This is a genomic window from Enterobacter sp. Tr-810 (assembly GCF_011752765.1).
In the GTDB taxonomy this organism is placed as follows: Bacteria; Pseudomonadota; Gammaproteobacteria; order Enterobacterales; family Enterobacteriaceae; genus Enterobacter; species Enterobacter soli.
The window spans coordinates 463,188-487,632 of sequence record NZ_VWWW01000003.1 but is presented as its reverse complement, the minus strand read 5'-3'; the positions used below and the strand labels follow the sequence as shown (position 1 = coordinate 487,632).

At 53.4% G+C, this 24,445-nt stretch carries 24 protein-coding genes and 5 tRNA genes; 11 read left to right on the top strand and 18 right to left on the bottom strand.

What is annotated here, in order from left to right:
* The first annotated feature begins 1 nt into the window (after position 1).
* A complete protein-coding gene (locus F3J30_RS12430) occupies positions 2 to 1,285 on the top strand; it encodes a putative acyl-CoA thioester hydrolase (protein ID WP_166717423.1) in 1,284 nt (427 codons plus the stop codon).
* Positions 1,286 to 1,387: 102 nt separating this feature from the next.
* Here the strand turns inward: F3J30_RS12430 and pgl are convergent, their stop codons facing one another.
* Positions 1,388 to 2,383 carry a 6-phosphogluconolactonase gene (gene pgl / locus F3J30_RS12425; protein ID WP_166717422.1) on the bottom strand — a complete coding sequence of 332 codons (996 nt, stop codon included), beginning with the start codon at positions 2,381 to 2,383 and terminating at the stop codon, positions 1,388 to 1,390.
* 140 nt (positions 2,384 to 2,523) lie between these two features.
* Between pgl and F3J30_RS12420 the strand changes: the two genes are divergently transcribed.
* Positions 2,524 to 3,342 carry a pyridoxal phosphatase gene (locus tag F3J30_RS12420; protein ID WP_166717421.1) on the top strand — a complete coding sequence of 273 codons (819 nt, stop codon included), beginning with the start codon at positions 2,524 to 2,526 and terminating at the stop codon, positions 3,340 to 3,342.
* Here the strand turns inward: F3J30_RS12420 and modC are convergent, their stop codons facing one another.
* The 4 genes from modC to F3J30_RS12400 all read right to left on the bottom strand — a co-directional run bounded on the left by modC (position 3,343) and on the right by F3J30_RS12400 (position 6,194).
* Positions 3,343 to 4,401, bottom strand: a complete 1,059-nt coding sequence (gene modC, locus F3J30_RS12415) for a molybdenum ABC transporter ATP-binding protein ModC (RefSeq protein ID WP_014069408.1) — start codon at positions 4,399 to 4,401, stop codon at positions 3,343 to 3,345. It abuts the gene before it with no gap.
* Positions 4,402 to 4,403: 2 nt separating this feature from the next.
* Positions 4,404 to 5,093, bottom strand: coding sequence for a molybdate ABC transporter permease subunit (gene modB / locus F3J30_RS12410; protein WP_014069407.1), 690 nt, complete (start codon positions 5,091 to 5,093; stop codon positions 4,404 to 4,406).
* Positions 5,093 to 5,866 (bottom strand): molybdate ABC transporter substrate-binding protein, encoded by a 774-nt coding sequence (gene modA / locus F3J30_RS12405; protein ID WP_014069406.1) that lies wholly within the window; start codon positions 5,864 to 5,866, stop codon positions 5,093 to 5,095. Before modA ends, modB begins: the two co-directional genes overlap by 1 nt.
* A gap of 178 nt (positions 5,867 to 6,044) precedes the next feature.
* A complete protein-coding gene (locus F3J30_RS12400) occupies positions 6,045 to 6,194 on the bottom strand; it encodes an AcrZ family multidrug efflux pump-associated protein (protein ID WP_014069405.1) in 150 nt (49 codons plus the stop codon).
* Between the two features lie 127 nt (positions 6,195 to 6,321).
* Between F3J30_RS12400 and modE the strand changes: the two genes are divergently transcribed.
* From modE to gpmA, 7 genes are all read left to right on the top strand, one after another.
* On the top strand, positions 6,322 to 7,110 hold the full coding sequence (modE, locus tag F3J30_RS12395) for a molybdenum-dependent transcriptional regulator (protein ID WP_014069404.1): 789 nt from the start codon (positions 6,322 to 6,324) through the stop codon (positions 7,108 to 7,110).
* Between the two features lie 67 nt (positions 7,111 to 7,177).
* A complete protein-coding gene (gene modF / locus F3J30_RS12390) occupies positions 7,178 to 8,650 on the top strand; it encodes a molybdate ABC transporter ATP-binding protein ModF (protein ID WP_166717420.1) in 1,473 nt (490 codons plus the stop codon).
* A gap of 200 nt (positions 8,651 to 8,850) precedes the next feature.
* On the top strand, positions 8,851 to 9,867 hold the full coding sequence (gene galE, locus F3J30_RS12385; protein ID WP_014069402.1) for a UDP-glucose 4-epimerase GalE: 1,017 nt from the start codon (positions 8,851 to 8,853) through the stop codon (positions 9,865 to 9,867).
* A 9-nt stretch (positions 9,868 to 9,876) separates the two neighbouring features.
* The gene (gene galT, locus F3J30_RS12380) at positions 9,877 to 10,923 is read left to right on the top strand and encodes a galactose-1-phosphate uridylyltransferase (RefSeq protein ID WP_166717419.1); all 1,047 of its coding nucleotides are present in this window, start codon (positions 9,877 to 9,879) and stop codon (positions 10,921 to 10,923) included.
* 5 nt (positions 10,924 to 10,928) lie between these two features.
* Entirely contained in the window at positions 10,929 to 12,077 is a 1,149-nt protein-coding gene (gene galK / locus F3J30_RS12375; RefSeq protein ID WP_166717418.1) for a galactokinase, read from the top strand.
* Positions 12,071 to 13,114 (top strand): galactose-1-epimerase, encoded by a 1,044-nt coding sequence (gene galM, locus F3J30_RS12370; RefSeq protein ID WP_166717417.1) that lies wholly within the window; start codon positions 12,071 to 12,073, stop codon positions 13,112 to 13,114. The genes galK and galM overlap by 7 nt, the downstream gene beginning before the upstream one ends.
* 225 nt (positions 13,115 to 13,339) lie before the next feature.
* Positions 13,340 to 14,092, top strand: coding sequence for a 2,3-diphosphoglycerate-dependent phosphoglycerate mutase (gene gpmA, locus F3J30_RS12365; RefSeq protein ID WP_014069398.1), 753 nt, complete (start codon positions 13,340 to 13,342; stop codon positions 14,090 to 14,092).
* A gap of 61 nt (positions 14,093 to 14,153) precedes the next feature.
* On the opposite strand, the gene aroG is transcribed toward gpmA, so the two are convergent.
* Positions 14,154 to 15,206 carry a 3-deoxy-7-phosphoheptulonate synthase AroG gene (aroG, locus tag F3J30_RS12360; protein ID WP_166717416.1) on the bottom strand — a complete coding sequence of 351 codons (1,053 nt, stop codon included), beginning with the start codon at positions 15,204 to 15,206 and terminating at the stop codon, positions 14,154 to 14,156.
* Between the two features lie 303 nt (positions 15,207 to 15,509).
* Here aroG and F3J30_RS12355 point away from each other — a divergent pair, with 303 nt between their 5' ends.
* Both F3J30_RS12355 and zitB read left to right on the top strand, forming a co-directional pair.
* Positions 15,510 to 15,890, top strand: a complete 381-nt coding sequence (locus tag F3J30_RS12355) for a protein YbgS (protein WP_166717479.1) — start codon at positions 15,510 to 15,512, stop codon at positions 15,888 to 15,890.
* Positions 15,891 to 15,989: 99 nt separating this feature from the next.
* Complete coding sequence (gene zitB, locus F3J30_RS12350; protein WP_166717415.1) at positions 15,990 to 16,928, top strand: CDF family zinc transporter ZitB; 939 nt, start codon at positions 15,990 to 15,992, stop codon at positions 16,926 to 16,928.
* On the opposite strand, the gene pnuC is transcribed toward zitB, so the two are convergent.
* The 12 genes from pnuC to tolR form a co-directional block, all read right to left on the bottom strand.
* Positions 16,925 to 17,644: a nicotinamide riboside transporter PnuC gene (pnuC, locus tag F3J30_RS12345; RefSeq protein ID WP_166717414.1), complete on the bottom strand. Its 720-nt coding sequence runs from the start codon at positions 17,642 to 17,644 to the stop codon at positions 16,925 to 16,927. The genes zitB and pnuC overlap by 4 nt on opposite strands.
* Before the next feature lie 22 nt (positions 17,645 to 17,666).
* Positions 17,667 to 18,710, bottom strand: coding sequence for a quinolinate synthase NadA (gene nadA, locus F3J30_RS12340; RefSeq protein WP_166717413.1), 1,044 nt, complete (start codon positions 18,708 to 18,710; stop codon positions 17,667 to 17,669).
* A 445-nt stretch (positions 18,711 to 19,155) separates the two neighbouring features.
* Positions 19,156 to 19,231, bottom strand: a tRNA-Lys gene (locus F3J30_RS12335).
* Between the two features lie 30 nt (positions 19,232 to 19,261).
* Positions 19,262 to 19,337, bottom strand: a tRNA-Lys gene (locus F3J30_RS12330).
* 42 nt (positions 19,338 to 19,379) lie between these two features.
* Positions 19,380 to 19,455 (bottom strand) — tRNA-Lys (locus F3J30_RS12325).
* 3 nt (positions 19,456 to 19,458) lie between these two features.
* Positions 19,459 to 19,534: transfer RNA gene (locus F3J30_RS12320), tRNA-Val, on the bottom strand.
* Between the two features lie 127 nt (positions 19,535 to 19,661).
* Positions 19,662 to 19,737: transfer RNA gene (locus F3J30_RS12315), tRNA-Lys, on the bottom strand.
* A gap of 161 nt (positions 19,738 to 19,898) precedes the next feature.
* The gene (gene cpoB, locus F3J30_RS12310) at positions 19,899 to 20,693 is read right to left on the bottom strand and encodes a cell division protein CpoB (protein ID WP_014069392.1); all 795 of its coding nucleotides are present in this window, start codon (positions 20,691 to 20,693) and stop codon (positions 19,899 to 19,901) included.
* A 9-nt stretch (positions 20,694 to 20,702) separates the two neighbouring features.
* Entirely contained in the window at positions 20,703 to 21,224 is a 522-nt protein-coding gene (gene pal, locus F3J30_RS12305; RefSeq protein ID WP_003858578.1) for a peptidoglycan-associated lipoprotein Pal, read from the bottom strand.
* Between the two features lie 35 nt (positions 21,225 to 21,259).
* Positions 21,260 to 22,552 carry a Tol-Pal system beta propeller repeat protein TolB gene (tolB, locus tag F3J30_RS12300; RefSeq protein ID WP_014069391.1) on the bottom strand — a complete coding sequence of 431 codons (1,293 nt, stop codon included), beginning with the start codon at positions 22,550 to 22,552 and terminating at the stop codon, positions 21,260 to 21,262.
* A gap of 134 nt (positions 22,553 to 22,686) precedes the next feature.
* Positions 22,687 to 23,973, bottom strand: coding sequence for a cell envelope integrity protein TolA (gene tolA, locus F3J30_RS12295; RefSeq protein WP_166717412.1), 1,287 nt, complete (start codon positions 23,971 to 23,973; stop codon positions 22,687 to 22,689).
* A gap of 41 nt (positions 23,974 to 24,014) precedes the next feature.
* On the bottom strand, positions 24,015 to 24,443 hold the full coding sequence (gene tolR / locus F3J30_RS12290) for a colicin uptake protein TolR (protein WP_003858589.1): 429 nt from the start codon (positions 24,441 to 24,443) through the stop codon (positions 24,015 to 24,017).
* Positions 24,444 to 24,445: the final 2 nt, after the last annotated feature.

The following is a 24,445-nucleotide window of genomic DNA, read 5'->3' as shown; positions in this document are numbered from 1 at the left end:
CTTGAACATTTCCAGGATTTCCCGTCTGGCGTTAGCACTCGCCTTTGGCGTGACATTATCCGCATGTAGCTCAACGCCACCGGACCAGCAGCCTTCTGAGCAGGTTGCACCGGGCACCGCATCTCGTCCGATTCTGTCTGCTGATGAAGCGAAAAACTTCAGCCAGGCGCGTTACTTCACGGCAATGGACCCAAATGGGGCACCGTGGAGCCCGTCTTCAATCAACCTGCCTAAGCAGCCTGATTTCGTCGTCGGCCCGGCAGGTACGCAGGGTGTCACGCACACTTCTATTCAGGCCGCGGTTGACGCTGCAATCACTAAACACAGCGCATCCCGCCAGTACATCGCGATCCTGCCAGGCGAATACGAAGGCACCGTATACGTGCCTGCCGCACCGGGCAGCATTACCCTGTACGGTACGGGTGAAAAAGCCATCGACGTGAAAATTGGTCTGGCGATTGACTCCGAAACCGACAGCAACACCTGGCGTCGCCTGGTGAACCCGGCCGGGAAATATATGCCGGGCAAACCTGCGTGGTATATGTTCGATAACTGCCAGAGCAAACGTACCGCAACCGTCGGTGTGATGTGCTCTGCGGTATTCTGGTCGCAGAATAACGGCCTCCAGTTGCAGAATCTGACCATTCAAAACACCCTGGGTGATAGCGTGGATGCCGGTACTCATCAGGCGGTTGCACTGCGCAGCGATGGCGATCAGGTTCAGATTAATAACGTGAACATTCTGGGTCGTCAGAACACCTTCTTCGTGACCAACAGCGGTGTGCAGAACGCACTGGTGAACAACCGTCTGACCCGTACTCTGGTCACCAACAGCTACGTTGAAGGCGATGTGGACCTCGTTTCCGGCCGTGGCGCGGTAGTGTTTGATAATACGGATTTCCGCGTAGTTAACTCCCGTACACAGCAGGAAGGTTATGTGTTCGCACCAGCAACACAGTCCAACCTGTTCTACGGCTTCCTGGCAGTGAACAGCCGCTTCACCGCGTCCGGTAATGGCGTGGCGCAGCTGGGTCGCTCTCTGGATGTAGATTCTGCCACCAACGGCCAGGTTGTTATCCGCGACAGCGTGATCAACGAAGGTTTCAACACGGCAAAACCGTGGGCAGACGCCGCAGTGTCTAAACGTCCATTCTCCGGCAACACCGGTGCCGTGGATGATAAAGGCAACGTGCAGCGCAACCTGAACGACGCTAACTTCAACCGCATGTGGGAGTACAACAACCGCGGTCTGGGTAGCAAAGTGGTTGCTGAGCCGAAACAGTAATCTGTTTTGCCGGGTGGCGGCTTCGCCTTACCCGGCCTACAAAACCTGTTCACCGGGCATAAAAAAACCTCGCATCTGCGAGGTTTTTTTGTTTTACACCGCTTAGTGTGCGTTAACGACAACCCACATTGGCCCCTGGCCTACGGCATAACGTCCCTTCTCTTCCAGCAAGCCCTGCTCACCTTTGATTTCGTACAGCGCGATATGATGGGATTTTTGTCCCGCCGCAATCAGGTATTTCCCGCTGTGGTCGATATTAAAGCCACGTGGCTGGGTTTCCGTTGGCTGGAAGCCTTCAATCGCCAGCACGCTGCCGTCTTCAGACACGCTGAACACGGTAATCAGGCTGGAGGTGCGGTCACAGGCGTAAAGATGACGACCATCTGGTGTAATGTGGATATCCGCAGCCCAGCGGGTGTCGGAGAAGTCAGACGGCATCATATCCAGCGTCTGAACGCACTCAATCTCGCCGTTTGGATCTTTCAGCTCCCACACATCGACAGAGCTGTTTAGCTCGTTCACTACATAGGCGTACTGCTGATTAGGGTGGAACACCATGTGACGTGGGCCTGCGCCCTCAACGGTCGTCACTTCAGCCGGGTTTTGCGCAACCAGGTGACCATCGTCACTCAGGGTAAACAGGCAGATGCGATCCTGCTTCAGCGCAGGAACCCACAGCGTGCGGTTGTCCGGGGTGATATTGGCAGAGTGGCACCCTTCCAGCCCTTCAACCACATCGACCGTTTCAAACGGGATGCCATCTTCCAGACGCGTCACGCTGACGCAGCCAGAGTTATAGGAGCCGCTGAACACGAAATTGCCTTTGTGATCGGTCGAGATATGGGTCGGGCTTCCCGGCAGCGGAGCTTCGGCGGTGAAGGTCAGTGCGCCATCATCCGGGGAGATACGGTAAGCCAGCACGCGAAACTCAGGACGCACGCCAACATAGAGAAAACGTTTATCCGGGCTGACGACCATCGGCTGAACTTGTCCGGGAACATCAACAACCTGAACCAGCGTGAGTGAACCTTCTGCATTCAAACGCCAGACATGGATCTGCTGACTTTCAGGACTGGCGGTATAAACGGTTTGTTTCATGAATACTCCTTTCCTCACTGCGCGTGAAAGTGATTATTTTTAACGGTGAATGCTGAATTTTAGCCAGGAATTTTGCAGCGATCTTCACTCGGTGTACCATCCCCTAAGACCTTAAATTCAATATTAACCCGGAAGAACAAATGACCTCGCGTGTGATTGCACTGGATTTAGACGGTACACTGCTTACCCCTCAAAAAACCCTGCTTCCCTCTTCTCTCGAAGCGCTGAAGCGCGCAAAAGAAGCGGGATATCAACTCCTGATCGTAACGGGTCGACATCACGTTGCCATTCATCCTTTTTATCAGGCACTGGCGTTAGATACACCTGCAATTTGTTGTAATGGCACTTATTTGTATGATTATCAGGCAAAAAAGGTTCTGGAGTCCGATCCGCTGCCTGTTCCACAGGCACTGCAATTGATTGATCTGCTGGATGAACACAACATTCACGGCCTGATGTATGTGGATAACGCCATGGTGTATGAACGCCCTACCGGCCACGTTATTCGTACCAGCAACTGGGCGCTATCGTTGCCTGAAGCACAGCGTCCGGTCTTTACTCAGGTTGCCTCTTTGCGCCAGGCAGCTGCGGATGTCGACGCTATCTGGAAATTCGCCCTGACGGACGAAGACACCACCAAACTGAATGTCTTCGCAAAACACGTCGAGCAGACGCTCGGTCTGGAATGCGAATGGTCATGGCACGATCAGGTGGATATTGCCCGCAAAGGCAACAGCAAAGGCAAACGCCTGACGCAGTATGTGGAGTCTCAGGGCTGGTTAATGCAGGACGTGATTGCCTTTGGCGACAACTATAACGACATCAGTATGCTGGAAGCCGCAGGCACCGGCGTGGCGATGGGCAATGCCGATGATGCCATTAAAGCACGCGCCAACGTGGTGATTGGCGACAACACCACCGACAGCATTGCGCAGTACATCTATACCCACCTGCTGTGATTAGGTGGTGATCGAGACGCTCTTGATCTGCGCGTAAAGCCACAGGCCAGGTTTGATCCCTAACTCATCTCTGGCCCACGGGCTGATACGCGCCCACAGCGTCTTACTGCCAACCTCGAGCTGCACTTCCACCTGGCCGTTATCGTCAAAACACTGAGCCACTTTGGCGCGCAGAATATTACGAATACTGGTTTGCAGAGGCGGTTGCAGCACCAGAGAGACATCCGAGGCCTGAATGCGAATACGCAACGCAGACTGAAGCGGTTTATCAATCTTATTGACCCACAAATGCTGATCGCCAAGCGCCAGCGCGGTCATGGCGTAGTGTGGATGATGCTCCAGCACGCTGACCTTCAGGATACTGCTCTGCTGTTCTTTTGGCAGCCACGGATGCATGACGCTACTGCCCCACACCTCTTCCAGATTGCCGAACGCTTTCACACTGCCGTTTTCCAGCACCAGCACTTTGTCTGCCAGATGCAGAATTTCATCAAGCGAATGGCTGACATAGAGCATCGGGATATTAATTTCGCGGGCCAGGCGTTGCAGATACGGCAGCAGTTCGCGTTTGCGAGGGATATCCAGCGATGCCAGCGGCTCATCCAGCAACAGCAGTTCCGGTGCGGTCAACAATGCACGGCCGATGGCCACACGCTGCTTCTCACCGCCAGAAAGCGAAGACGGAAGACGGTCGAGCAACTGTTCAATGCCCAACAGCGCAACAAGCTTATCAAACTGCCCGGCCATGCTTTTTGCCATGCCGTAACGCAGATTGCCGCGCACGCTGTAATGCGGGAATAACCTTGCATCCTGGAAAACGTAACCGATGCGCCGTTTATCCGGCGACAGGTAAACCTTGTTTTCCACGTCATTTAAGACGCGCTTATTCAGTACAATGCGGCCTGACTGAGGGCGCGTCAGGCCACTAATGGCGTTAATCAGCGAGGTTTTCCCCGCGCCAGAGACGCCAAAAATAGCCGTAATGCCGCTCGCCGGCAGGGTTTCGTTCAGCGTCAGACAATGGTCGCCAAGCGTCTGGGTGAAATTCAGCTCCAGCATGATTATTTCCCCATCCGTTCACGGCTGATGCGCGCCAGCCACTCTGAAACCAGCAGTGATACCAGCGCCAGAACAATAGAGATAATACAAAGCCTTGCTGCGGCGCTTTCACCGCCAGGCGTCTGAATCAGGGTATACATCGCTGACGGAATAGTGCGCGTTTCGCCCGGGATGTTTGACACAAAGGTAATAGTCGCCCCGAATTCACCCAGTGAACGGGCAAAGGCCAGCACGGTACCGACGATAATGCCCGGCAGCGTGAGCGGTAAGGTAATGGTCAGAAACACGCGCCAGCGCCCTGCGCCTAACGTACGTGCCGCCTGTTCAAGTTTGAGGTCAACACCTTCCAGTGCCAGGCGGATCGCCCGCACCATCAGCGGGAAGGACATCACTGCCGCCGCCAGTACCGCACCGCGCCAGCTAAACGCAAACGTCAGGCCAAACCAGTCATAGAGCCGTTCGCCGATAAAACCGCGGCGCCCCATCGCAATCAGCAACAGGTAACCCACCACAACCGGGGGTAAAACGAGGGGGAGATGAAGAATACTGTCGAGTAAAGCTTTGCCTGGAAACTTACAGCGAACCAGTAACCAGGCAAAGAAGATCCCAAAAGGCAAACTCAGCACAACGGCCAGGGAAGAGACTTTAAGGCTCAGCAGCACGGCCTGCCATTCAGGATCGGTCAATATCATTAGTGAGTCGTAAATCCGTAACGTTTAAAGATTGCAGACGCCTGCGGGCCCTTCAGGTAGTCGTAGAAGGCGCTAACTGTCGCATTTTTATGTCCATCAACCACAGCAACAGGATATTCCACTTTCTTGTGGGAATCTTCCGGGAAAGTACCAACCACTTTTACACCTTTGCTGGCAACAGCATCAGAGCCGTAAACGATACCCAGTGGTGCTTCGTTGCGTTCAACCAGCGCCAGTGCGCCGCGCACGTCTTCCGCCGGTGCCAGTTTAGGGGATAACGTCTCCCACGCACCCAGTTTTTGCAGGGCTTCTTTAGCGTAAATACCCGCAGGTACGTGCTCAGGATCGCCCACCGCCAGACGGCCACCGTTCAGAAGCTGAGTCCAGTTTGTCTCTTTGTTGATGGCGATATCCGCCTGCGCGCTGGCTTTTGGCGCCACAACGACCAGGCTGTTACCCAGCAAAGTGGCACGAGTTGCCGTATCGATAGATTTTTTCTCTACCGCGTAGTCCATCCATTTCTGGTCAGCAGAAATGAACAGGTCAGCAGGCGCACCGGCTTCAATCTGGCGTGCCAGCGTAGAAGAAGATGCAAAAGAAGAGACAACCTCAACGTTCTTCTCTTTTTTGTATTCCGCTGCAATATCCTGCATCGCGTTAGTCAGCGATGCCGCTGCAAAGACCGTGATTTTACCTTCTTCAGCCAGTGCGTGCCCTGCCAGAGAAAGTGTCAGTGTTGCCCCTGCGAAAAGGCGTAACCATGTACGTGCCATCTGTAGCTCCTGTGAGTGTCGTTATATACATCCAAATATAACGACAACTGTAGGGATATCCTAGCGTTAAATCGTACCGATTAATGAGTAAACTCACCCGATGTTGTGAATAATATCGGCGGGGAAGGAAGAAACTTGAGAGCAAAACGCCCGGACTGGCCGGGCGTTTTGTAGGGAATCAATGCTGCTTTTTAGGCTGGTCTTTGTGACCGATGTTCGAAAACACGTTGAACACTTCACCCAGGCCGTAGATAGCACCGAGGATGAGAGCCATCACTACTGGTACCATGATCACGGCGAATACCAGACTTTTCAACAACTCTAACATGGTTTTCTCCAGACATTGTGAACGGCTTATTCTACCCTTTCAAGTGAGAAAAACATCCCCTTTTGTGCGGTGCACTTTGCCCGTAGGGGCATTTGGGTCACAATACACTTTTTGCCAGGACATTGTTATGCAGGCCGAAATTCTCCTCACCTTACGACTTCAGCAGAAGCTTTTCGCCGATCCGCGACGTATCGCCCTGCTAAAACAAATAGAACAAACGGGCTCAATTAGCCAGGGGGCAAAAAACGCCGGCATCAGCTACAAAAGCGCCTGGGATGCCATCAATGAGATGAACACCCTGAGCGAACAGGCGCTGGTCGACAGAGCGACTGGCGGTAAGGGCGGCGGCGGTGCGGTATTGACCCGCTACGGTCAGCGTCTGATTCAGCTTTACGATCTGCTGGCACAGATTCAGCAAAAAGCCTTTGATGTCTTAAGCGATGACGACAACGTTCCCCTGGACAGCCTGCTGGCGGCCATTTCTCGTTTCTCGCTCCAGACCAGTGCCCGCAACCAGTGGTTTGGTACCGTGACGGCCAGGGACAACTCGCATGTACAACAACATATTGAGATCCTGCTGGCAGACGGCGCGACGCGTCTGAAAGCCGCCATCACCGCGCAAAGCGGAGAGCGCCTCGGGCTGGACGAAGGCAAAGAAGTTCTGGTTTTACTGAAAGCCCCCTGGGTCAGCATCACGCGCGACCCTGAGCTGGCGAAACACGCCGATAACCAACTGCACGGCGCAATCAGCCACATTGAACGCGGCGAGGAGCAGTGTGAGGTGCTCATGACCTTACCGGATGGGCAAATTCTGTGTGCCACCGTGCCACTCGCCGATGCCGCTGAGTTAGAAGAAGGTGCTGTCGTCACCGCATATTTCAACGCAGACCGGGTGATTATCGCCACATTATGCTAAGCGCATTGACAAGCGTGCCGACTGTGAGTATCCCTGACGCTTATTGCTGCAAAAAATGGGATAAATCATGTCATCATTGCATATTTCGCAAGGTACGTTTCGTCTTAGCGATACCCGAACGCTGGCGCTTCCTGATTTAACGTTACGCGCAGGGGAAAGCTGGGCCTTTGTCGGCACAAACGGTAGCGGTAAATCTGCCCTGGCGCGCGCACTGGCAGGCGAGCTTACGCAGCTTAAAGGTGAACGTCAGTGCGACTTTACGCGTCTGACTCGCCTCTCGTTTGAGCAACTGCAAAAGCTGGTCAGCGATGAATGGCAGCGTAACAACACCGATTTGCTGAGCCCCGGTGAAGAAGATACCGGCCGCACTACGGCCGAGATAATCCAGGATGAGATAAAAGACAGCGCACGCTGCCACTATCTGGCCGAACAATTCGGCATTACCGCCCTTCTGGACAGACGCTTTAAATATCTTTCCACCGGCGAGACGCGAAAAACGCTGCTGTGTCAGGCGCTGATGAGCGAGCCGGAACTGCTGATCCTGGATGAGCCCTTCGACGGGCTGGACGTGCAATCCCGCGCCCAGCTAGCCACCCTGCTGGAAAAGCTCAATCAGCAAGGTTACACCCTGGTTCTGGTGCTTAACCGCTTTGATGAAATCCCGGATTTTGTGCAAAACGCTGGAGTATTAGCAGACTGTAGCCTGACCGAAACCGGTGAAAAAGCCGCATTACTGAAGCAGGCCCTGATTGCGCAGCTGGCGCACAGTGAAAAACTGGACGGTATTTCGCTCCCTGAACCTGACGCTCCTTCTGCCCGACACGGCTTAGATCCCCACCAGCCGCGTATTGTGCTGCATAACGGCGTGGTTTCTTATAACGATCGCCCTATCCTTAACCAGCTGAGCTGGACGGTAAACCCCGGCGAACACTGGCAGATCACTGGCCCTAACGGGGCGGGGAAATCGACGCTGCTGAGCCTGATAACCGGCGATCATCCGCAGGGTTACAGTAACGATCTCACCCTGTTTGGCCGTCGTCGCGGAAGTGGCGAAACCATCTGGGACATCAAAAAACATATTGGCTACGTCAGCAGCAGTTTGCATCTGGACTATCGCGTTAGCACCACGGTGCGCAACGTTATTTTGTCGGGTTTTTTCGATTCCATCGGCATTTATCAGGCAGTTTCGGACAAACAGCACAAGCTGGCGCAGCAGTGGCTGGATATTCTGGGCATGGATAACCGGGTCGCTGACGCGCCGTTTCATAGCCTGTCGTGGGGACAGCAGCGGCTGGCACTCATCGTCCGTGCGCTGGTGAAACATCCTACCTTGTTGATCCTCGACGAACCGCTCCAGGGGCTGGACCCGCTCAATCGTCAGCTAATTAGACGCTTTGTGGATGTGCTGATTGGGGAAGGTGAAACCCAGCTGTTGTTTGTGTCACATCACGCCGAAGATGCCCCTTCCTGCATTACCCACCGACTGGAATTCATCCCGGATGGTGAGAGCTATCGCTACCTTCTGAGCAAAATCGATTAATCAGACGGGGGCCCTGCCCCCGCTTTTCAGATTACCTGCAACATTACAACGTTATCTCTTTGATCTAGAATGCTACCGTCCATTCAAAATTAAGGTGCGATGATTAGTGTAAACGATTCCACTATTTTATCCCATGTCACACTTTTCGCGTCTCTGTTATGCTATGGTTAATTCATACCATAAGCCCAATGGAGCGAAATATGCGAGTTCTGGTAACAGGTGGTAGCGGTTACATCGGTAGTCATACCTGCGTGCAGCTGCTGCAAAACGGACATGATGTCATCATCCTCGACAACCTGTGCAATAGTAAGCGCAGCGTGCTGCCTGTGATTGAACGTCTTGGCGGCAAACAACCTACCTTCGTCGAAGGCGATATTCGCAACGAAGCGTTGATGACCGAGATCCTTCACGACCACGCCATTGAAACCGTGATCCACTTTGCCGGTCTGAAAGCCGTTGGCGAATCGGTCGCAAAACCGCTTGAGTATTACGACAACAACGTCAACGGTACGCTGTGCTTAATTTCAGCCATGCGCGCAGCAAACGTGAAAAACTTTATCTTCAGCTCGTCTGCCACCGTGTATGGCGATCAGCCAAAAATCCCTTATGTCGAAAGCTTCCCGACCGGTACGCCACAAAGCCCGTATGGCAAAAGCAAGCTGATGGTGGAACAGATCCTGACCGACCTGCAAAAAGCGCAGCCTGACTGGAGCATCGCCCTGCTGCGTTACTTCAACCCGGTTGGCGCACATCCATCAGGCGATATGGGTGAAGACCCGCAGGGCATCCCAAACAACCTGATGCCGTATATCGCGCAGGTGGCTGTTGGCCGTCGCGATTCACTGGCGATTTTTGGTAACGATTATCCAACCGAAGATGGCACCGGCGTGCGTGACTATATTCATGTCATGGACCTGGCCGATGGTCACGTTGCAGCGATGCAGCAGCTGGCAGACAAACCGGGCGTGCATATTTACAACCTCGGCGCGGGTGTCGGGAGCAGCGTGCTGGATGTGGTAAATGCCTTCAGCAAAGCGTGTGGCAAGCCGGTGAATTATCACTTCGCACCCCGCCGCGATGGCGACCTTCCGGCTTACTGGGCTGATGCAACCAAAGCCGATAAAGAGCTTAACTGGCGTGTAACGCGCACGCTTGATGAAATGGCACAGGATACCTGGCACTGGCAGTCACGCCACCCACAGGGCTATCCGAATTAAGGATTTGTCATGACGCAATTCAATCCCGTCGATCATCCGCATCGTCGTTTTAACCCGCTCAGCGGGCAATGGATTTTGGTTTCACCGCATCGCGCCAAGCGCCCCTGGCAGGGGGCGCAAGAAACGCCTGCAAAACAGACGCTGCCTCAGCATGATCCAGACTGTTTCCTGTGTCCGGGCAACACGCGCGTCACCGGCGATACCAACCCTGACTACAAGGGAACATACGTTTTCACCAACGATTTTGCAGCCCTGATGACCGACACCCCGGATGCACCGGAAAGCGAAGATCCGCTGATGCGTTGTGAAAGCGCACGTGGCACCAGCCGCGTGATCTGCTTCTCGCCCGATCACAGCAAAACGTTGCCGGAACTGAGCGTCGAGGCCCTGAAAGAGGTGGTAACCACCTGGCAGGCACAGACCGCAGAGTTAGGTCAAACCTATCCCTGGGTGCAGGTGTTCGAAAACAAAGGTGCGGCGATGGGTTGCTCTAACCCGCACCCGCACGGCCAGATTTGGGCGAACAGCTTCCTGCCAAACGAAGCCGAGCGCGAAGACCGTCTGCAAAAAGAGTATTACGCGCAGAATGGCTCGCCGATGCTGGTGGATTACACCCAACGCGAGCTGGCTGATGGCAGCCGTACCGTGGTCGAAACCGAACACTGGCTGGCCGTTGTGCCGTACTGGGCTGCCTGGCCATTTGAAACGTTGCTGCTGCCAAAAGCACATGTGCAACGCATCACCGACCTCAGCGATGCGCTGCGTGATGATCTGGCACTGGCGCTGAAAAAACTGACCAGCCGCTACGACAACCTGTTCCAGTGTTCCTTCCCTTATTCGATGGGCTGGCACGGCGCACCGTTTAACGGTGAAGAAAATCAACACTGGCAGTTACATGCCCATTTCTATCCGCCGCTGCTGCGTTCCGCGACGGTACGTAAATTTATGGTGGGCTACGAAATGCTGGCCGAAACCCAGCGTGATCTGACGGCAGAACAGGCGGCAGAACGTCTGCGCGCCGTTAGCGACGTCCACTATCGCGAATCAGGAGTCTAAAAAAAATGAGTCTGAAAGATAAAACACAATCCCTGTTTGCTGAAACATTTGGCTACCCTGCCACCCACGTTATTCAGGCGCCTGGCCGCGTAAACCTGATTGGCGAACACACAGATTATAACGACGGCTTCGTGCTGCCCTGCGCCATTGATTACCAGACGGTGATCAGCTGCGCTAAACGTGATGACCGCAAGGTTCGCGTGGTAGCGGCGGATTATGACAACCAGACTGACGAATTCTCTCTGGATGCCCCGATTATTGCCCACGATACCCAGCAATGGTCGAACTACGTGCGCGGAGTGGTTAAGCATCTGCAAAAGCGCAATAAAAACTTCGGCGGTGCCGATCTGGTGATCAGCGGTAACGTCCCGCAGGGTGCCGGGCTGAGCTCATCGGCTTCGCTGGAAGTGGCGGTAGGTACTGTATTCCAGCAGCTTTACCATCTGCCGCTGGACGGCGCGCAAATCGCGCTGAACGGTCAGGAAGCAGAAAACCAGTTCGTTGGCTGTAACTGCGGCATTATGGATCAGCTGATTTCGGCCCTCGGCAAGAAAGAGCACGCGCTGCTGATTGACTGCCGCTCTCTGGGAAGCAAAGCGGTTCCGCTGCCAAAAGGCGCGGCGGTCGTTATCATCAACAGTAACTTCAAGCGTACCCTGGTAGGCAGCGAGTACAACACCCGTCGCGAGCAGTGCGAAACCGGCGCGCGTTTCTTCCAGCAGACTGCCCTGCGCGACGTTTCTATCGATGAATTCAACAAAGTTGCCCATGAGCTTGATCCGATCGTTGCCAAACGCGTTCGCCATGTTCTGACGGAAAACGCCCGTACGGTTGAAGCTGCTTCAGCGTTGGCAAAAGGTGATTTGAAACGCATGGGTGAACTGATGGCTGAATCCCATGCCTCCATGCGCGATGATTTCGAAATCACCGTGTCGCAAATCGACACCCTGGTTGAGATTGTTAAAGCCACCATCGGCGATAAAGGCGGTGTGCGCATGACTGGCGGCGGTTTCGGCGGCTGCATCGTGGCGCTGGTGCCTGAAGAGCTGGTTCCGGCCGTTCAGGATGCCGTAGCGAAACAATACGAAGCGAAAACCGGCATCAAAGAAACCTTCTATGTGTGTAAAGCAACACAAGGAGCGGGACAGTGCTAAACGAAACGCCAACCCTCGCACCGGATGGTCTGCCGTATCGCCTGTTAACCCTGCGCAACAGCGCAGGGATGGTGGTTACGCTGATGGACTGGGGCGCAACATTACTCTCAGCACGTGTGCCTATGCCCGATGGCAGCGTACGTGAAACCCTGCTCGGCTGCGCGTCGCCGGAACAATACATTACTCAGGCGGCCTATCTCGGCGCATCCGTGGGCCGTTACGCCAACCGCATCGCCAAAAGCCGTTTTGTACTGGATGGCGTGAGCTATCCGCTGCTGTCCAGCCAGGGCGAAAACCAGCTGCACGGCGGGCCGGAAGGATTTGATAAACGCCGCTGGCAGATTGTTCAGCAGAATGATGGCGAAGTGCTGTTCTCGCTAGACTCTCCTGATGGCGATCAGGGCTTCCCGGGTAATCTCGCCGCCACGGCGCGTTTTACCCTGACGGAAGATAACCGTATTGCGATTGAGTACCGCGCAACGACTGATAAAGCCTGTCCGGTCAATATGACTAACCACGCGTATTTCAATCTCGACGGTAACCAGTGCGATGTTCGCCAGCATAAGCTTCAGCTGCTGGCAGATGACTATCTGCCGGTCGATGAGATGGGTATTCCGTACCAGGGCCTGAAATCGGTGAGCGGCACCAGCTTTGATTTCCGCGCGGCAAAACCTGTCGCCCAGGATTTCCTGAGCGATGACGATCAGCGCAAAGTGAAAGGTTACGACCACGCTTTCCTGTTACAGGCACAAGGCGACGTGAAGCAGCCAGCGGCCCACGTCTGGTCGGCGGATGAAAAGTTGCAGATGACGGTCTACACCACGGCCCCTGCCCTGCAATTTTATTCGGGTAACTACCTCGGCGGCACGCCAGCCCGCGCGCATAACGAGTACAGCGACTGGCAGGGCCTGGCGCTGGAAAGCGAGTTCCTCCCGGACAGCCCTAACCACACGGAATGGCCGCAGCCAGACTGCGTGCTGCGCCCGGGTGAAGAGTACGTTAGCGTGACGGAATATCATTTTATTCCTCACGCATAACGCCAGGCGCAATCCTGGGAAATGTAGAGCCCTCGCCATGAGGGCTTTTTTTTGTCCATCTTGCTGAAAATAGCGCCACTCATAGACAAAATCATAACCCTGGATTCACAAGCAGCTTACACTGAGAGACTATTTTCGCTATGGTTATGGTTAAGCGTTGCCGCTGGCACTGACACGGCAATATAATGAGAATTGTTATCATTCAAAATGCTTGAGGAGTAAGAGATGGCTATTACTAAGCTGGTTCTGGTGCGCCACGGCGAAAGCCAGTGGAACAACGAAAACCGCTTTACCGGTTGGTACGATGTTGACCTGTCCGAGAAAGGCGTAAGCGAAGCAAAAGCAGCAGGTAAACTGCTGAAGGAAGAAGGCTTCAGCTTTGATTTTGCTTACACCTCTGTGCTGAAACGTGCCATCCACACTCTGTGGAACGTTCTGGACGAGCTGGATCAGGCATGGCTGCCAGTTGAGAAATCCTGGAAACTGAACGAGCGTCACTACGGTGCTCTGCAAGGCCTGAACAAAGCTGAAACCGCTGAAAAATACGGTGACGAGCAAGTTAAACAGTGGCGTCGTGGCTTCGCAGTGACTCCACCAGAGCTGACCAAAGATGACGAGCGTTACCCGGGCCACGATCCGCGCTATGCGAAACTGACCGATGCTGAACTGCCACAGACCGAAAGCCTGGCGCTGACCATCGACCGCGTTGTGCCTTACTGGAACGAAACCATTCTGCCACGCCTGAAAAGCGGTGAGCGCGTGATCATCGCAGCTCACGGTAACTCCCTGCGCGCGCTGGTGAAATTTTTGGATAACATGGGTGAAGACGAGATCCTCGAACTGAACATCCCAACTGGCGTGCCGCTGGTATACGAGTTCGACGAAAACTTCAAACCAATCAAACACTACTATCTGGGTAACGCTGATGAAATCGCTGCAAAAGCGGCGGCCGTAGCGAACCAGGGTAAAGCGAAGTAATTTTCGCCAGACATAAAAAAAGCGTGGAGCAATCCACGCTTTTTTATTGCCAGAATCCGTATCAGCCGCGACGTGCTTTTACCGCTTCCGCCAGCTGACGCAGAATCGTGTCAGTATCTTCCCAGCCAATGCAGGCATCCGTCACGCTCTTGCCATAAACCAGCGGCTCGCTGCCTTCCAGATTCTGGTTGCCTTCAACCAGGTGACTTTCGATCATCACACCGATGACTGCCGTTTCGCCGCCCGCAATCTGCTGACAAACGTCCGTACCCACTTCCATCTGCTTTTTGAATTGCTTGCTGGAGTTAGCGTGGCTGAAGTCGATCATCACCTGCGGTGACAGCCCTGCTTTCTCAAGACCGGTTTTCACTTCTGCCACATGTTTTGCGCTGTAGTTCGGCTCTTTACCGCCGCGCAGGATGATGTGGCAATCGCCGTTGCCGCTGGTGTTCACGATGGCAGAGTGACCCCATTTGGTCACTGACAGGAAGCAGTGCGGCGCGCCTGCGGCATTGATTGCGTCAATGGCCACTTTGATAGTGCCGTCGGTCCCGTTTTTGAAACCAACCGGGCAAGAAAGGCCGGATGCCAGTTCGCGGTGCACCTGAGATTCTGTGGTACGTGCGCCGATAGCGCCCCAGCTCATGAGGTCGGCAAGATACTGTGGGGTGATCATGTCCAGGAATTCACCGGCAGCTGGCAGACCGCTGTCGTTGATTTCCAGCAGCAGCTTACGCGCGATGCGCAGACCGTCGTTGATCTGGAAGCTGTTATCCATGTGAGGATCGTTAATCAGCCCTTTCCAGCCCACGGTGGTACGCGGCTTTTCAAAATAAACGCGCATCACGACTTCCAGCTCGCCTTTTAGCTCATCACGCAGTTTAATCAGGCGGGAAGCGTACTCTTTAGCCGCCGCAGGATCGTGAATGGAGCATGGGCCAATCACCACCAGAAGACGATCGTCATTACCTTTCAGGATCTTATGGATCGCTTTGCGGGCATGAGAAACCGTGTTTGCTGCGTTTTCTGTGGCGGGGAATTTTTCAAGGAGTGCTACTGGAGGTAATAACTCATTGATCTCTTTAATGCGTAAATCGTCATTCTGATAATTCATTTTCTGTTCAGCTCTGCCATATCTTTAGTAATGATTGCAATCCTTTCAATCTATCTCGTCGGCCAGGAAGTGTAAACGGGATTTTACACTTCACGCAGATAATTCCTGGAATTAGCCTAAAAATCGCCACAAAATAGCGAAAAGTGAGTTCTGGCCTAATCTTTTTAACTGTAACAACTATTTTTGAGTGATTAAACGCGATTCGATACTGACGTAAGTCTGTATACCAGAATCTTTCGCCTGTGAACGAGATGCACTGTTGGAAATGTTATCCAGCGTAACGACAAAAACAGGAGCAGCATGATGAAAATGACGAAACTGGCAACCCTTTTCCTGACCGCCACCCTCACCCTGGCAAGCGGTAGCGTGCTCGCCGCAGAAACGAGCGCATCTGAAGGCAACGGTGACGCCAATGCCGCAGCATCAGCAGGCCAGGTCGCCCCTGATGCCAAACAGAACATCGCCCCTAATAATGTCGATAACAGCCATATCAACAACGGCAGCACCAATACGGGTGGGACAATGCTCCATCCGAACGGTACCGGTTCGGGCACAATGAATCATGACGGTATGACCACGGATGAGGTGCATAAAAATTCGATGTGTAAAGACGGTAAATGCCCGAACCCGAATGACAAAGTGGGGAACGATGCTGATACCAAAACGGATGGCACCACGCAATAACATTGAATATTCTGACCAAAGGAGAGCCTGAGCTCTCCTTTTTTATTTAACCTCTTAAAAACGCTACACTAAAAATAATAACAAATCAGGAAAGAAGACATGGCGCACACCCACTCCCATTCACACACTTCAGGTGACGACAACGTTAAGCGGCTGGCGCTGGCTTTCGGGGTTACTGCAACCTTTATGGTCATCGAGGTCATCGGCGGGCTGATTTCAGGCTCTCTGGCGCTGCTGGCAGACGCCGGGCATATGCTTACCGACGCCGCTGCCCTGCTGTTTGCACTGCTGGCAGTACAGTTTGCACGTCGGCCACCAAACGCCCGTCATACGTTTGGCTGGCTCAGGCTGACGACCCTTGCGGCCTTTGTTAACGCCATTGCGCTGGTTGTTATTACCATTCTTATCGTCTGGGAGGCATTTCAGCGATTCAGGCACCCGCAGCCTGTTGCCGGTGCAACCATGATGGTTATTGCCGTTGCCGGACTGCTTGCCAACATCCTGGCATTCTGGATTTTGCATCGCGGCAGCGGCGAAAAGAATCTGAACGTGCGGGCCGCGGCGCTTCACGTGCTGGGTGATTTGCTGGGTTCGGTAGGGGCTATTGCGGCTGCGCTGGTTATCCTCTACACAGGCTGGACACCTATCGACCCGATCCTGTCGGTGCTGGTTTCATGCCTTGTGCTGCGCAGTGCCTGGCGGCTTTTGAAAGAGAGTGTTAATGAGTTACTGGAGGGTGCGCCCACTTCGCTGGATATCCCGGCGCTCAAGCGCAACCTGTGCCGCTCGATCCCGGAAGTGCGAAACGTGCACCATGTTCATGTCTGGCTGGTGGGTGAAAAACCGATTATGACGCTGCATGTCCAGGTGATCCCACCTCACGATCATGATGCGCTACTTGAACGCATTCAGCATTTCCTGGAACACCACTACGAGATTGCTCACGCAACCATCCAGATGGAATATCAGCCCTGTAACGGTCCGGACTGCCATCTTAACGAGATGCAGTCCGGCCATTCACATCATCACCATCATTAACTGGATAGCGCGTGTGAGCCACGCTCACGCGCGCTGTTTATCCACATACGACTACCGTTGAGCGCAATGAAGGTCAGCAGCAGATATTCCAGCGACATGGCGTAAACGCCTTGTAGGGCGAAAATCACCACGCTGATGACGTTAATGATGACCCACAGCAACCAGTTTTCGACGTACTTGCGGGTCATCAGGATCATCGCCGCAATCGACAGCACCATCATGCAGGAATCCCAGAACGGGAAGGCATCAGGCTGGAGCTCGGGCATAGCGACATTCAGCCCAAGCGTTGACATCACTGACACCGCAATGCGTGTCAGGAAGGCGAACACCGGGTTGATAAACACGGTCATTAAGCCGATAGCGACTATGCAGGCCACAAACCAGGCGATTGCTTTAGGTAGCGGCAACCAGCGGATCTGGAGTTCTGCTTCCTGCTGGCTGTTCTGACGCGACCAGGCATACCAGCCATAAATATTGGCGGCAAAGAAGAACAGCTGCAACAGCAGGCTAGCGTAGAGCTGGATCTGGAAGAAAATAATCGCAAACAGCGTGACGTTGATAAGCCCAAACGCGTAGTTGCTGATCTTCTCCTGGCTGGCCAGCCAGATACAAAGCAGGCCAGCCAGTGTACCTATCGCTTCAATCCATGACAGGTCGTAGCCACCCGCACCAATCGGTATATGAACCAGAATGTTTTGCGTGCTAAAAAAATCCATCTTTTCCCCTGGGCGTGTTGAATTAAGTACGTAGTGTAGCCGCAAAATCCAGCATTCGGTTAAGCGGAATTAACGCGCCTTCACGCAATGCGGCATCCACATGTACTTCATGGGCCGCACCACCCGCTTCTAACCCTTCTGCAATGGCTTTCAGGCCGTTCATCGCCATCCACGGGCAGTGGGCGCAGCTACGGCAAGTTGCGCCCTCTCCTGCGGTCGGCGCTTCGAGCAGCTCTTTTTCCGGCACGGCCTGTTGCATCTTATAGAAGATACCGCGATCGGTGGCCACAATAAGTTGCTTATGCGGTAGCGTCTTCGCAGCATTAATCAGCTGACTGGTTGACCCAACGGCATCGGCCATATCAACAATCGACTGCGGTGATTCCGGGTGAACGAGAATGGCCGCCTGAGGGTATAGCCCCTTCATACGTGCCAGCGCTTGTGTTTTGAATTCATCATGCACAATACATGCGCCCTGCCAACAGAGGACATCGGCACCGGTTTGCTTTTGAACATAGTTCCCAAGATGACGATCGGGTGCCCAGATAATTTTCTCGCCCTGGCTATCCAGATGTTCAATCAGCTCTACCGCAATGCTGGAGGTCACTACCCAGTCTGCACGTGCTTTGACCGCGGCAGAGGTATTAGCGTAGACCACAACAGTACGGTCAGGATGCGCATCGCAGAACGCGGAAAACTCCTCGATTGGGCAACCGAGATCGAGCGAGCATTCGGCGTTTAACGTCGGCATCAGGATGGTTTTTTCCGGGCTTAAGATTTTTGCCGTTTCACCCATAAAACGCACGCCCGCCACCAGTAGCGTGGAAGCGGGATGTTTTGCGCCAAAGCGCGCCATCTCCAGGGAATCGGAGATACACCCGCCTGTCTCTTCCGCCAATTGCTGAATTTCCGGGTCGGTGTAGTAATGCGCCACCATCACCGCATCACGCTCTTTGAGAAGTCGTTTGATCTTCTCACGGTAGAACTGTTTTTCATCCAGGGTTAGCGGGACGGGCTTTGGTGGGAAGGGATAGATCGCTGCTTCTGGATCGAACATCACACTCATTATGGCTTCTCGTTTTACTGGCTTAACAATATTGCCTTTCTTTTGCATGACATAGCAAAACGGGTGGCAATTGTGTTTTGTATACTAAACAAGATAGCGAATTTGAGGTGAAAAGTCACCGGAAATAGGTGCGCGCAGCATTTGTCGGGTGGCGGCTTTGCCTTACCCGACATGACAGGGCCTGAGTTTTGTTTTTCGTAGGCCTGATAAGCGCAGCGCCATCAGGCAATGTGCTTTAGGCTCTGGAGTCGCAGATAGCAAAAAGGCGCCTTTAGGGCGCCTTTTTACATTGGTGGGTCGTGCAGGATGACTCGCTTCTCTCGCCCTTCGGGTCGTCGCCGTAAACGGCTCCGCTGCCTCACAAGATGAGGCTCGAACCTGCGGCAGTTTCGAATCGTTCAAATCGCAGATAGCAAAAAAGCGCCTTTAGGGCGCTTTTTTACATTGGTGGGTCGTGCAGGATTCGAACCTGCGACCAATTGATTAAAAGTCAACTGCTCTACCAACTGAGCTAACGACCCTTGCGGGATGTACTTCAAATTTATTCAGGCTGGTGGGTCGTGCAGGATTCGAACCTGCGACCAATTGATTAAAAGTCAACTGCTCTACCAACTGAGCTAACGACCCATCTGGGTATTGCCTGAATTATCACTCGGAACCAATAAGAATTGGTGGGTCGTGCAGGATTCGAACCTGCGACCAATTGATTAAAAGTCAACTGCTCTACCAACTGAGCTAACGACCCGAGTGGTGGGTGATGACGGGCTCGAACCGCCGACCCCCTCCGTGTAAAGGAGATGCTCTACCAACTGAGCTAATCACCCACTCTGTACTACCGGAACTGCTTTAAGTGGTGGGTCGTGCAGGATGACTCGGCTTTGCCTCGCCCTACGGGCCGTTGCTTACGCAACGTTATCCTTCACGTTTAATTACTGCTATCCACCAGATTATTGGTGGGTCGTGCAGGATTCGAACCTGCGACCAATTGATTAAAAGTCAACTGCTCTACCAACTGAGCTAACGACCCACTTTTGCGCTGCTTTCACGTTGTTTGATATCCCGTGGCAACGGCGGCATATATTACTGATTTAAGAATTCTGCGCAACAAAAATTTCGATGAAGATCACTTAACTGCTTAGTAATCATGCTGCACGACCAGAAAAAACGCGATTTCTGGTCATGCGGTAATCATCCCATCGAACTCAGACGTTTTTGCGCCTGTTTGGCACCTTCGGTACCCGGGAATTTCGTCACAACCTGCTGGTAGACGGCTTTCGCTTTTGCGGTATCACCTTTGTCCTGCATGATCACGCCGACCTTGAACATCGCATCAGGTGCTTTAGGTGATTTTGGGTAATTTTTCACCACAGAGGCAAAATAGAACGCCGCATCATCCTTCTTACCCTTGTTGTAATTCAGCTGACCAAGCCAGTAATTCGCATTTGGCTGGTAAGTGGAATCAGGGTACTTCTTGACGAAGTTTTGAAACGCAACGATAGCATCGTCCTGACGAGATTTGTCCTGTACCAGGGCAATGGCCGCGTTGTAATCCGTATTCGCGTCACCGCTCTGTACAGGCGCACCTGTCGAGGCTGAAGCATCTGCTGCCGGAGCCGGTGTTGCCGCAGCACCACCACTCTGATCGCCCGCTGCTGGCTGTGCAGCTGCACCACCATTACTCAGGCTATCGATTTGCAACATGATCTGCTTCTGACGATCCATAACCTGATTAAGCTGATACTGACTTTCCTGGATCTGCCCACGTAAAGAATCAATATCGCTTTGGTTATCAGAAAGTTGCTGCTGGAGTTGGGTTAAAAGCTGGCTGTGAGCATTAGAAATACGCTCGAGTTGAGTGACACGGTCTTCAACCGAGCCTGAGCCGACACTACTGATTGGTGCCTGAGCAAAAGCGGCCCAGGGGGCCGCTATTCCAACCAGTAACGACAGACTCAACAGATGATGTCTGAAGTTACTGTTCATGCAATTCTCTTAGTAAACCAGTACGGCACGACGGTTTTTGGAGTAAGCCGCTTCGTCATGACCCAGTACTGCTGGTTTTTCTTTACCGTAAGAAACGATGGAGATCTGGTCAGCAGAAACGCCTTTACCTTGCAGGTACATTTTAACAGCGTTAGCACGACGTTCACCCAGGGAGATGTTGTACTCTGGAGTACCACGTTCGTCCGCGTGACCTTCTACGGTGACTTTGTAAGATGGGTTGCTACGCAGGAAGTTAGCGTGAGCATCCAGCATCGCAGCGAAGTCAGAACGGATGTCGTACTTATCCAGATCGAAGTAAACGATGTTGTTCTGCTGCAGCTGCTGCATCTGAAGACGCGCTTGCTCTTCAGAAGACATGTTGCCATTGCCGTTCGCGTCCATACCGGTGCCGGCACCCATCATGCCTTCGCCGCTCTGGTCATTGCTTGCGTTCTTGTTAGAAGAACACGCTGCGATTGCCATTACAGGCAGAGCGATCATCAGCCCCTTCAGCACTTTGTTCAGTTGCATTTCTATGATTCCTTTAGTAATCAATTAATTATTATTTACAGATACGGCGACCAGGCAGGTGATTTTACCTGTCCATCAGTAGCCGGAATACGCGCTTTGAAACGCCCATCTGTAGAAACCAGATTCAGCACAGATCCCATCCCCTGAGAAGAGCTGTAGATTACCATAGTGCCGTTAGGTGCCAGACTTGGCGTTTCATCCAGGAACGTTGACGACAGAACTTGAACGCCACCCGCTACCAGATCTTGTTTGGCAATGTGCTGCTGCCCACCGTTGGAGCTGACCATTACCATAAACTTACCGTCGCTGCTCACGTCTGCGTTCTGGTTCTGTGTACCTTCCCAGGAAATACGCTGCGGAGCACCGCCGTTGACATTCACTTTATAGATTTGTGGACGGCCTGCCTGGTCGGAAGTAAACGCCAGGTTCTGGCTATCCGGGAACCAGGTCGGCTCAGTGTTGTTGCTACGACCATCAGTCACCTGACGGATCTGGCCAGACCCAATGTCCATCACGTACAGGTTCAGGCTACCGGTTTTAGACAGGGCAAATGCCAGTTTTGAACCATCCGGAGAGAATGACGGCGCACCGTTGTGACGCGGGAAGGACGCAACCTGGCGTACAGCACCGTTTGACAGCGTCTGAATGACCAGCGCAGAACGGCCGCTTTCGAAAGTGACATAAGCCAGTTTAGAACCGTCTGGAGACCATGCCGGAGACATCAGCGGCTGTGCAGAACGGTGAACTGTGAACTGGTTGTAACCGTCGTAATCGGACACGCGGAGTTCATACGGGAACTGACCACCGTTGGTCTGTACCACATAAGCGATACGGGTACGGAAAGCGCCTTTAATACCGGTCAGCTTCTCGAACACTTCGTCACTCGCTGTGTGACCAGCATAACGCAGCCACTGCTTGTTCACTTTGTAAGAGTTCTGAGCCAGAACGGTACCTGGCGCACCGCCAGTATCCACCAGCTGATAAGCCACGTTATAGCCGCCGTCCGGGCTAGGAGTTACCTGGCCTACAACAACCGCATCAATACCCAGCGCAGACCATGCAGCAGGTTGAACTTCCTGCGCAGTGCCCGGCTGCTGAGGCAGACGAGAACGATCTAACGGGTTGAATTTACCGCTGTTACGCAGGTCAGCCGCAACGATGCCACCAATATCTTCTGGTGCAGCGCCAGGACCGGCCCACTGGAACGGTACAACACCGATTGGGCGTGCCGAGTCTACCCCCTGGGTGATCTCGATACGTACTTCTGCGTGCAGCACAGCTGCCCACAGCATTAAGAAACTAAATGCTACACGTAATGCCTGCTTCATCATATCTCCCTTATCTGGGTAACCTTACCCGCGATAATTTAGCAGAATGTTAACAAACTCAAATAGACAAAACTACCAGAACCCTGTGACTAAACCTGGTCTATTTTTCCCCGTTTGCACGGGGAAAATGTAACTTAAGGTTTGAAGTCCAGCGGTGCATTTTTAAACGTTTCATACACAGCCTGAGACGGCGGTTTAGGGAACTTCGTCATTCTGCTGGTCGCAGACAGCATCTGCTGACAGAACGCATCATCCCCACCTTCCGGTTTCACGCTAAGTATCGAGCCGTCTGAACTGATGTTTACACGCAAAGTACAGGTTTTGCCTTTGTAGGTATCCCAGTCATACAGGTGACCACGAATAGCTGCCTGAACCTGAGAGATGTACGAAGCAATCTCTGCCTGAGATGCACCACCCTGCCCCGGCTTACTTCCTTTAGCAGGAGATGAACCACCAGCGCTACCACTGGTCGTGCCTTTCGGCGCATTCTTACCAGAACTCAGGTCGCCCAGCAGGTCATCCACTCCCGATGCAGCAGCGGCTTTTTCCGCGGCAGCCTTTTTAGCAGCCGCAGCGGCTTTCTTATCAGCAGCAGCTTTTGCAGCAGCGGCAGCTTTATCCGCAGCAGCCTTCTCAGCGGCGGCAGCTTTCTTAGCCTCAGCGGCGGCAGCAGCCTTCTCAGCAGCAGCGGCTTTTTCCGCAGCAGCTTTCTCAGCGGCAGCCGCTTTCTTAGCTGCATCGGCGGCAGCTTTCTTCTCGGCTTCCTGAGCGGCTTTTTTCGCGGCATCTGCTTCAGCTTTCTTCTGAGCATCTGCTGCGGCTTTTTTCGCAGCTTCGGCTTCAGCTTTCTTCTGAGCATCGGCAGCCGCTTTCTTCGCTGCTTCCTCAGCCTGTTTCTGGGCATCCGCTGCGGCTTTCTTCGCGGCTTCTGCAGCCAGTTTTGCCTGTGCGTCAGCCTGAGCTTTCGCATCAGCAGCCGCTTTCGTTGCGGCCTCTTCGGCTTGTTTCTGCTGTTCCTGCGCTTTTTTAGCAGCGGCTTCAGCCTGTTTCTGCTGTTCCGCCTGCTCTTTTGCTGCTTCCTGCGCCTGCAAACGTTCTTTCTCGAGCTGCTTCAAACGCTCCTGCTCTGCGGCCTGCTTTTCACGCAGTTCCTCAGCTTGCTGTTGCGCCTGTTTATCACGCTGCTCTTCAGCACGTTTTGCACTCGCCTGCTGTTGTTGCTGGCGATTATAGTTTTGTACTACCGCACCAGGATCCACCATGACGGCGTCGATGGAAGAACCCCCACCACCGCCAGCTGATGCATCTATATGCTCGTCGAACGAACTCCAGATCAGTGCCGCAAAAAGAATAACGTGCAGCACTGCGGAGATAATTATCGCTCGCTTAAGCTTATCGTTTTGTTCGGTTGCCTTTGACACTATCGGTTCCCAAAAACTCGTATCCCACTGCTAGCAGGTGATCAAATAGGCTGCGTCATTAAGCCAACAGACTTAACGCCCGCGCTATGGAGCAAGTTCAGCGCTTTTATAATTTCATCGTAAGGCACATCTTTTGCACCACCGATTAAGAAGACCGTCTTCGGATTTGACTCCAGGCGGCGCTGCGCTTCGGCAATCACCTGCTCTGGCGGTAACTGATCCATACGATCTTTTTCTACCACCACGCTGTATTGCCCTACGCCGGAAACCTCAATGATGACCGGAGGATCGTCATTGGTGCTTACCGCCTGTGATTCTGTCGCATCCGGCAGATCAACTTCCACGCTCTGGGTGATTATCGGCGCTGTTGCCATAAAGATAAGCAACAGCACTAACAGTACGTCCAGCAGAGGAACGATATTGATTTCGGACTTGAGCTCGCGACGACCTCGTCCACGCGATCTGGCCATGG

Excerpts from the sequence above, each read along its gene's own strand:
- galT (WP_166717419.1), top strand. The coding sequence starts at position 9,877 with ATGACGCAATTCAATCCCGTCGATCATCCGCATCGTCGTTTTAACCCG.
- galE (WP_014069402.1), top strand. The coding sequence starts at position 8,851 with ATGCGAGTTCTGGTAACAGGTGGTAGCGGTTACATCGGTAGTCATACC.
- F3J30_RS12355 (WP_166717479.1), top strand. The coding sequence starts at position 15,510 with ATGAAAATGACGAAACTGGCAACCCTTTTCCTGACCGCCACCCTCACC.
- nadA (WP_166717413.1), bottom strand. The coding sequence starts at position 18,710 with ATGAGTGTGATGTTCGATCCAGAAGCAGCGATCTATCCCTTCCCACCA.
- gpmA (WP_014069398.1), top strand. The coding sequence starts at position 13,340 with ATGGCTATTACTAAGCTGGTTCTGGTGCGCCACGGCGAAAGCCAGTGG.
- modC (WP_014069408.1), bottom strand. The coding sequence starts at position 4,401 with ATGCTGGAGCTGAATTTCACCCAGACGCTTGGCGACCATTGTCTGACG.
- F3J30_RS12420 (WP_166717421.1), top strand. The coding sequence starts at position 2,524 with ATGACCTCGCGTGTGATTGCACTGGATTTAGACGGTACACTGCTTACC.
- tolB (WP_014069391.1), bottom strand. The coding sequence starts at position 22,552 with ATGAAGCAGGCATTACGTGTAGCATTTAGTTTCTTAATGCTGTGGGCA.
- pgl (WP_166717422.1), bottom strand. The coding sequence starts at position 2,383 with ATGAAACAAACCGTTTATACCGCCAGTCCTGAAAGTCAGCAGATCCAT.
- modF (WP_166717420.1), top strand. The coding sequence starts at position 7,178 with ATGTCATCATTGCATATTTCGCAAGGTACGTTTCGTCTTAGCGATACC.
- aroG (WP_166717416.1), bottom strand. The coding sequence starts at position 15,206 with ATGAATTATCAGAATGACGATTTACGCATTAAAGAGATCAATGAGTTA.
- F3J30_RS12400 (WP_014069405.1), bottom strand. The coding sequence starts at position 6,194 with ATGTTAGAGTTGTTGAAAAGTCTGGTATTCGCCGTGATCATGGTACCA.
- pal (WP_003858578.1), bottom strand. The coding sequence starts at position 21,224 with ATGCAACTGAACAAAGTGCTGAAGGGGCTGATGATCGCTCTGCCTGTA.
- modA (WP_014069406.1), bottom strand. The coding sequence starts at position 5,866 with ATGGCACGTACATGGTTACGCCTTTTCGCAGGGGCAACACTGACACTT.
- tolR (WP_003858589.1), bottom strand. The coding sequence starts at position 24,443 with ATGGCCAGATCGCGTGGACGAGGTCGTCGCGAGCTCAAGTCCGAAATC.
- cpoB (WP_014069392.1), bottom strand. The coding sequence starts at position 20,693 with ATGAACAGTAACTTCAGACATCATCTGTTGAGTCTGTCGTTACTGGTT.
- zitB (WP_166717415.1), top strand. The coding sequence starts at position 15,990 with ATGGCGCACACCCACTCCCATTCACACACTTCAGGTGACGACAACGTT.
- modB (WP_014069407.1), bottom strand. The coding sequence starts at position 5,093 with ATGATATTGACCGATCCTGAATGGCAGGCCGTGCTGCTGAGCCTTAAA.
- modE (WP_014069404.1), top strand. The coding sequence starts at position 6,322 with ATGCAGGCCGAAATTCTCCTCACCTTACGACTTCAGCAGAAGCTTTTC.
- pnuC (WP_166717414.1), bottom strand. The coding sequence starts at position 17,644 with ATGGATTTTTTTAGCACGCAAAACATTCTGGTTCATATACCGATTGGT.
- galK (WP_166717418.1), top strand. The coding sequence starts at position 10,929 with ATGAGTCTGAAAGATAAAACACAATCCCTGTTTGCTGAAACATTTGGC.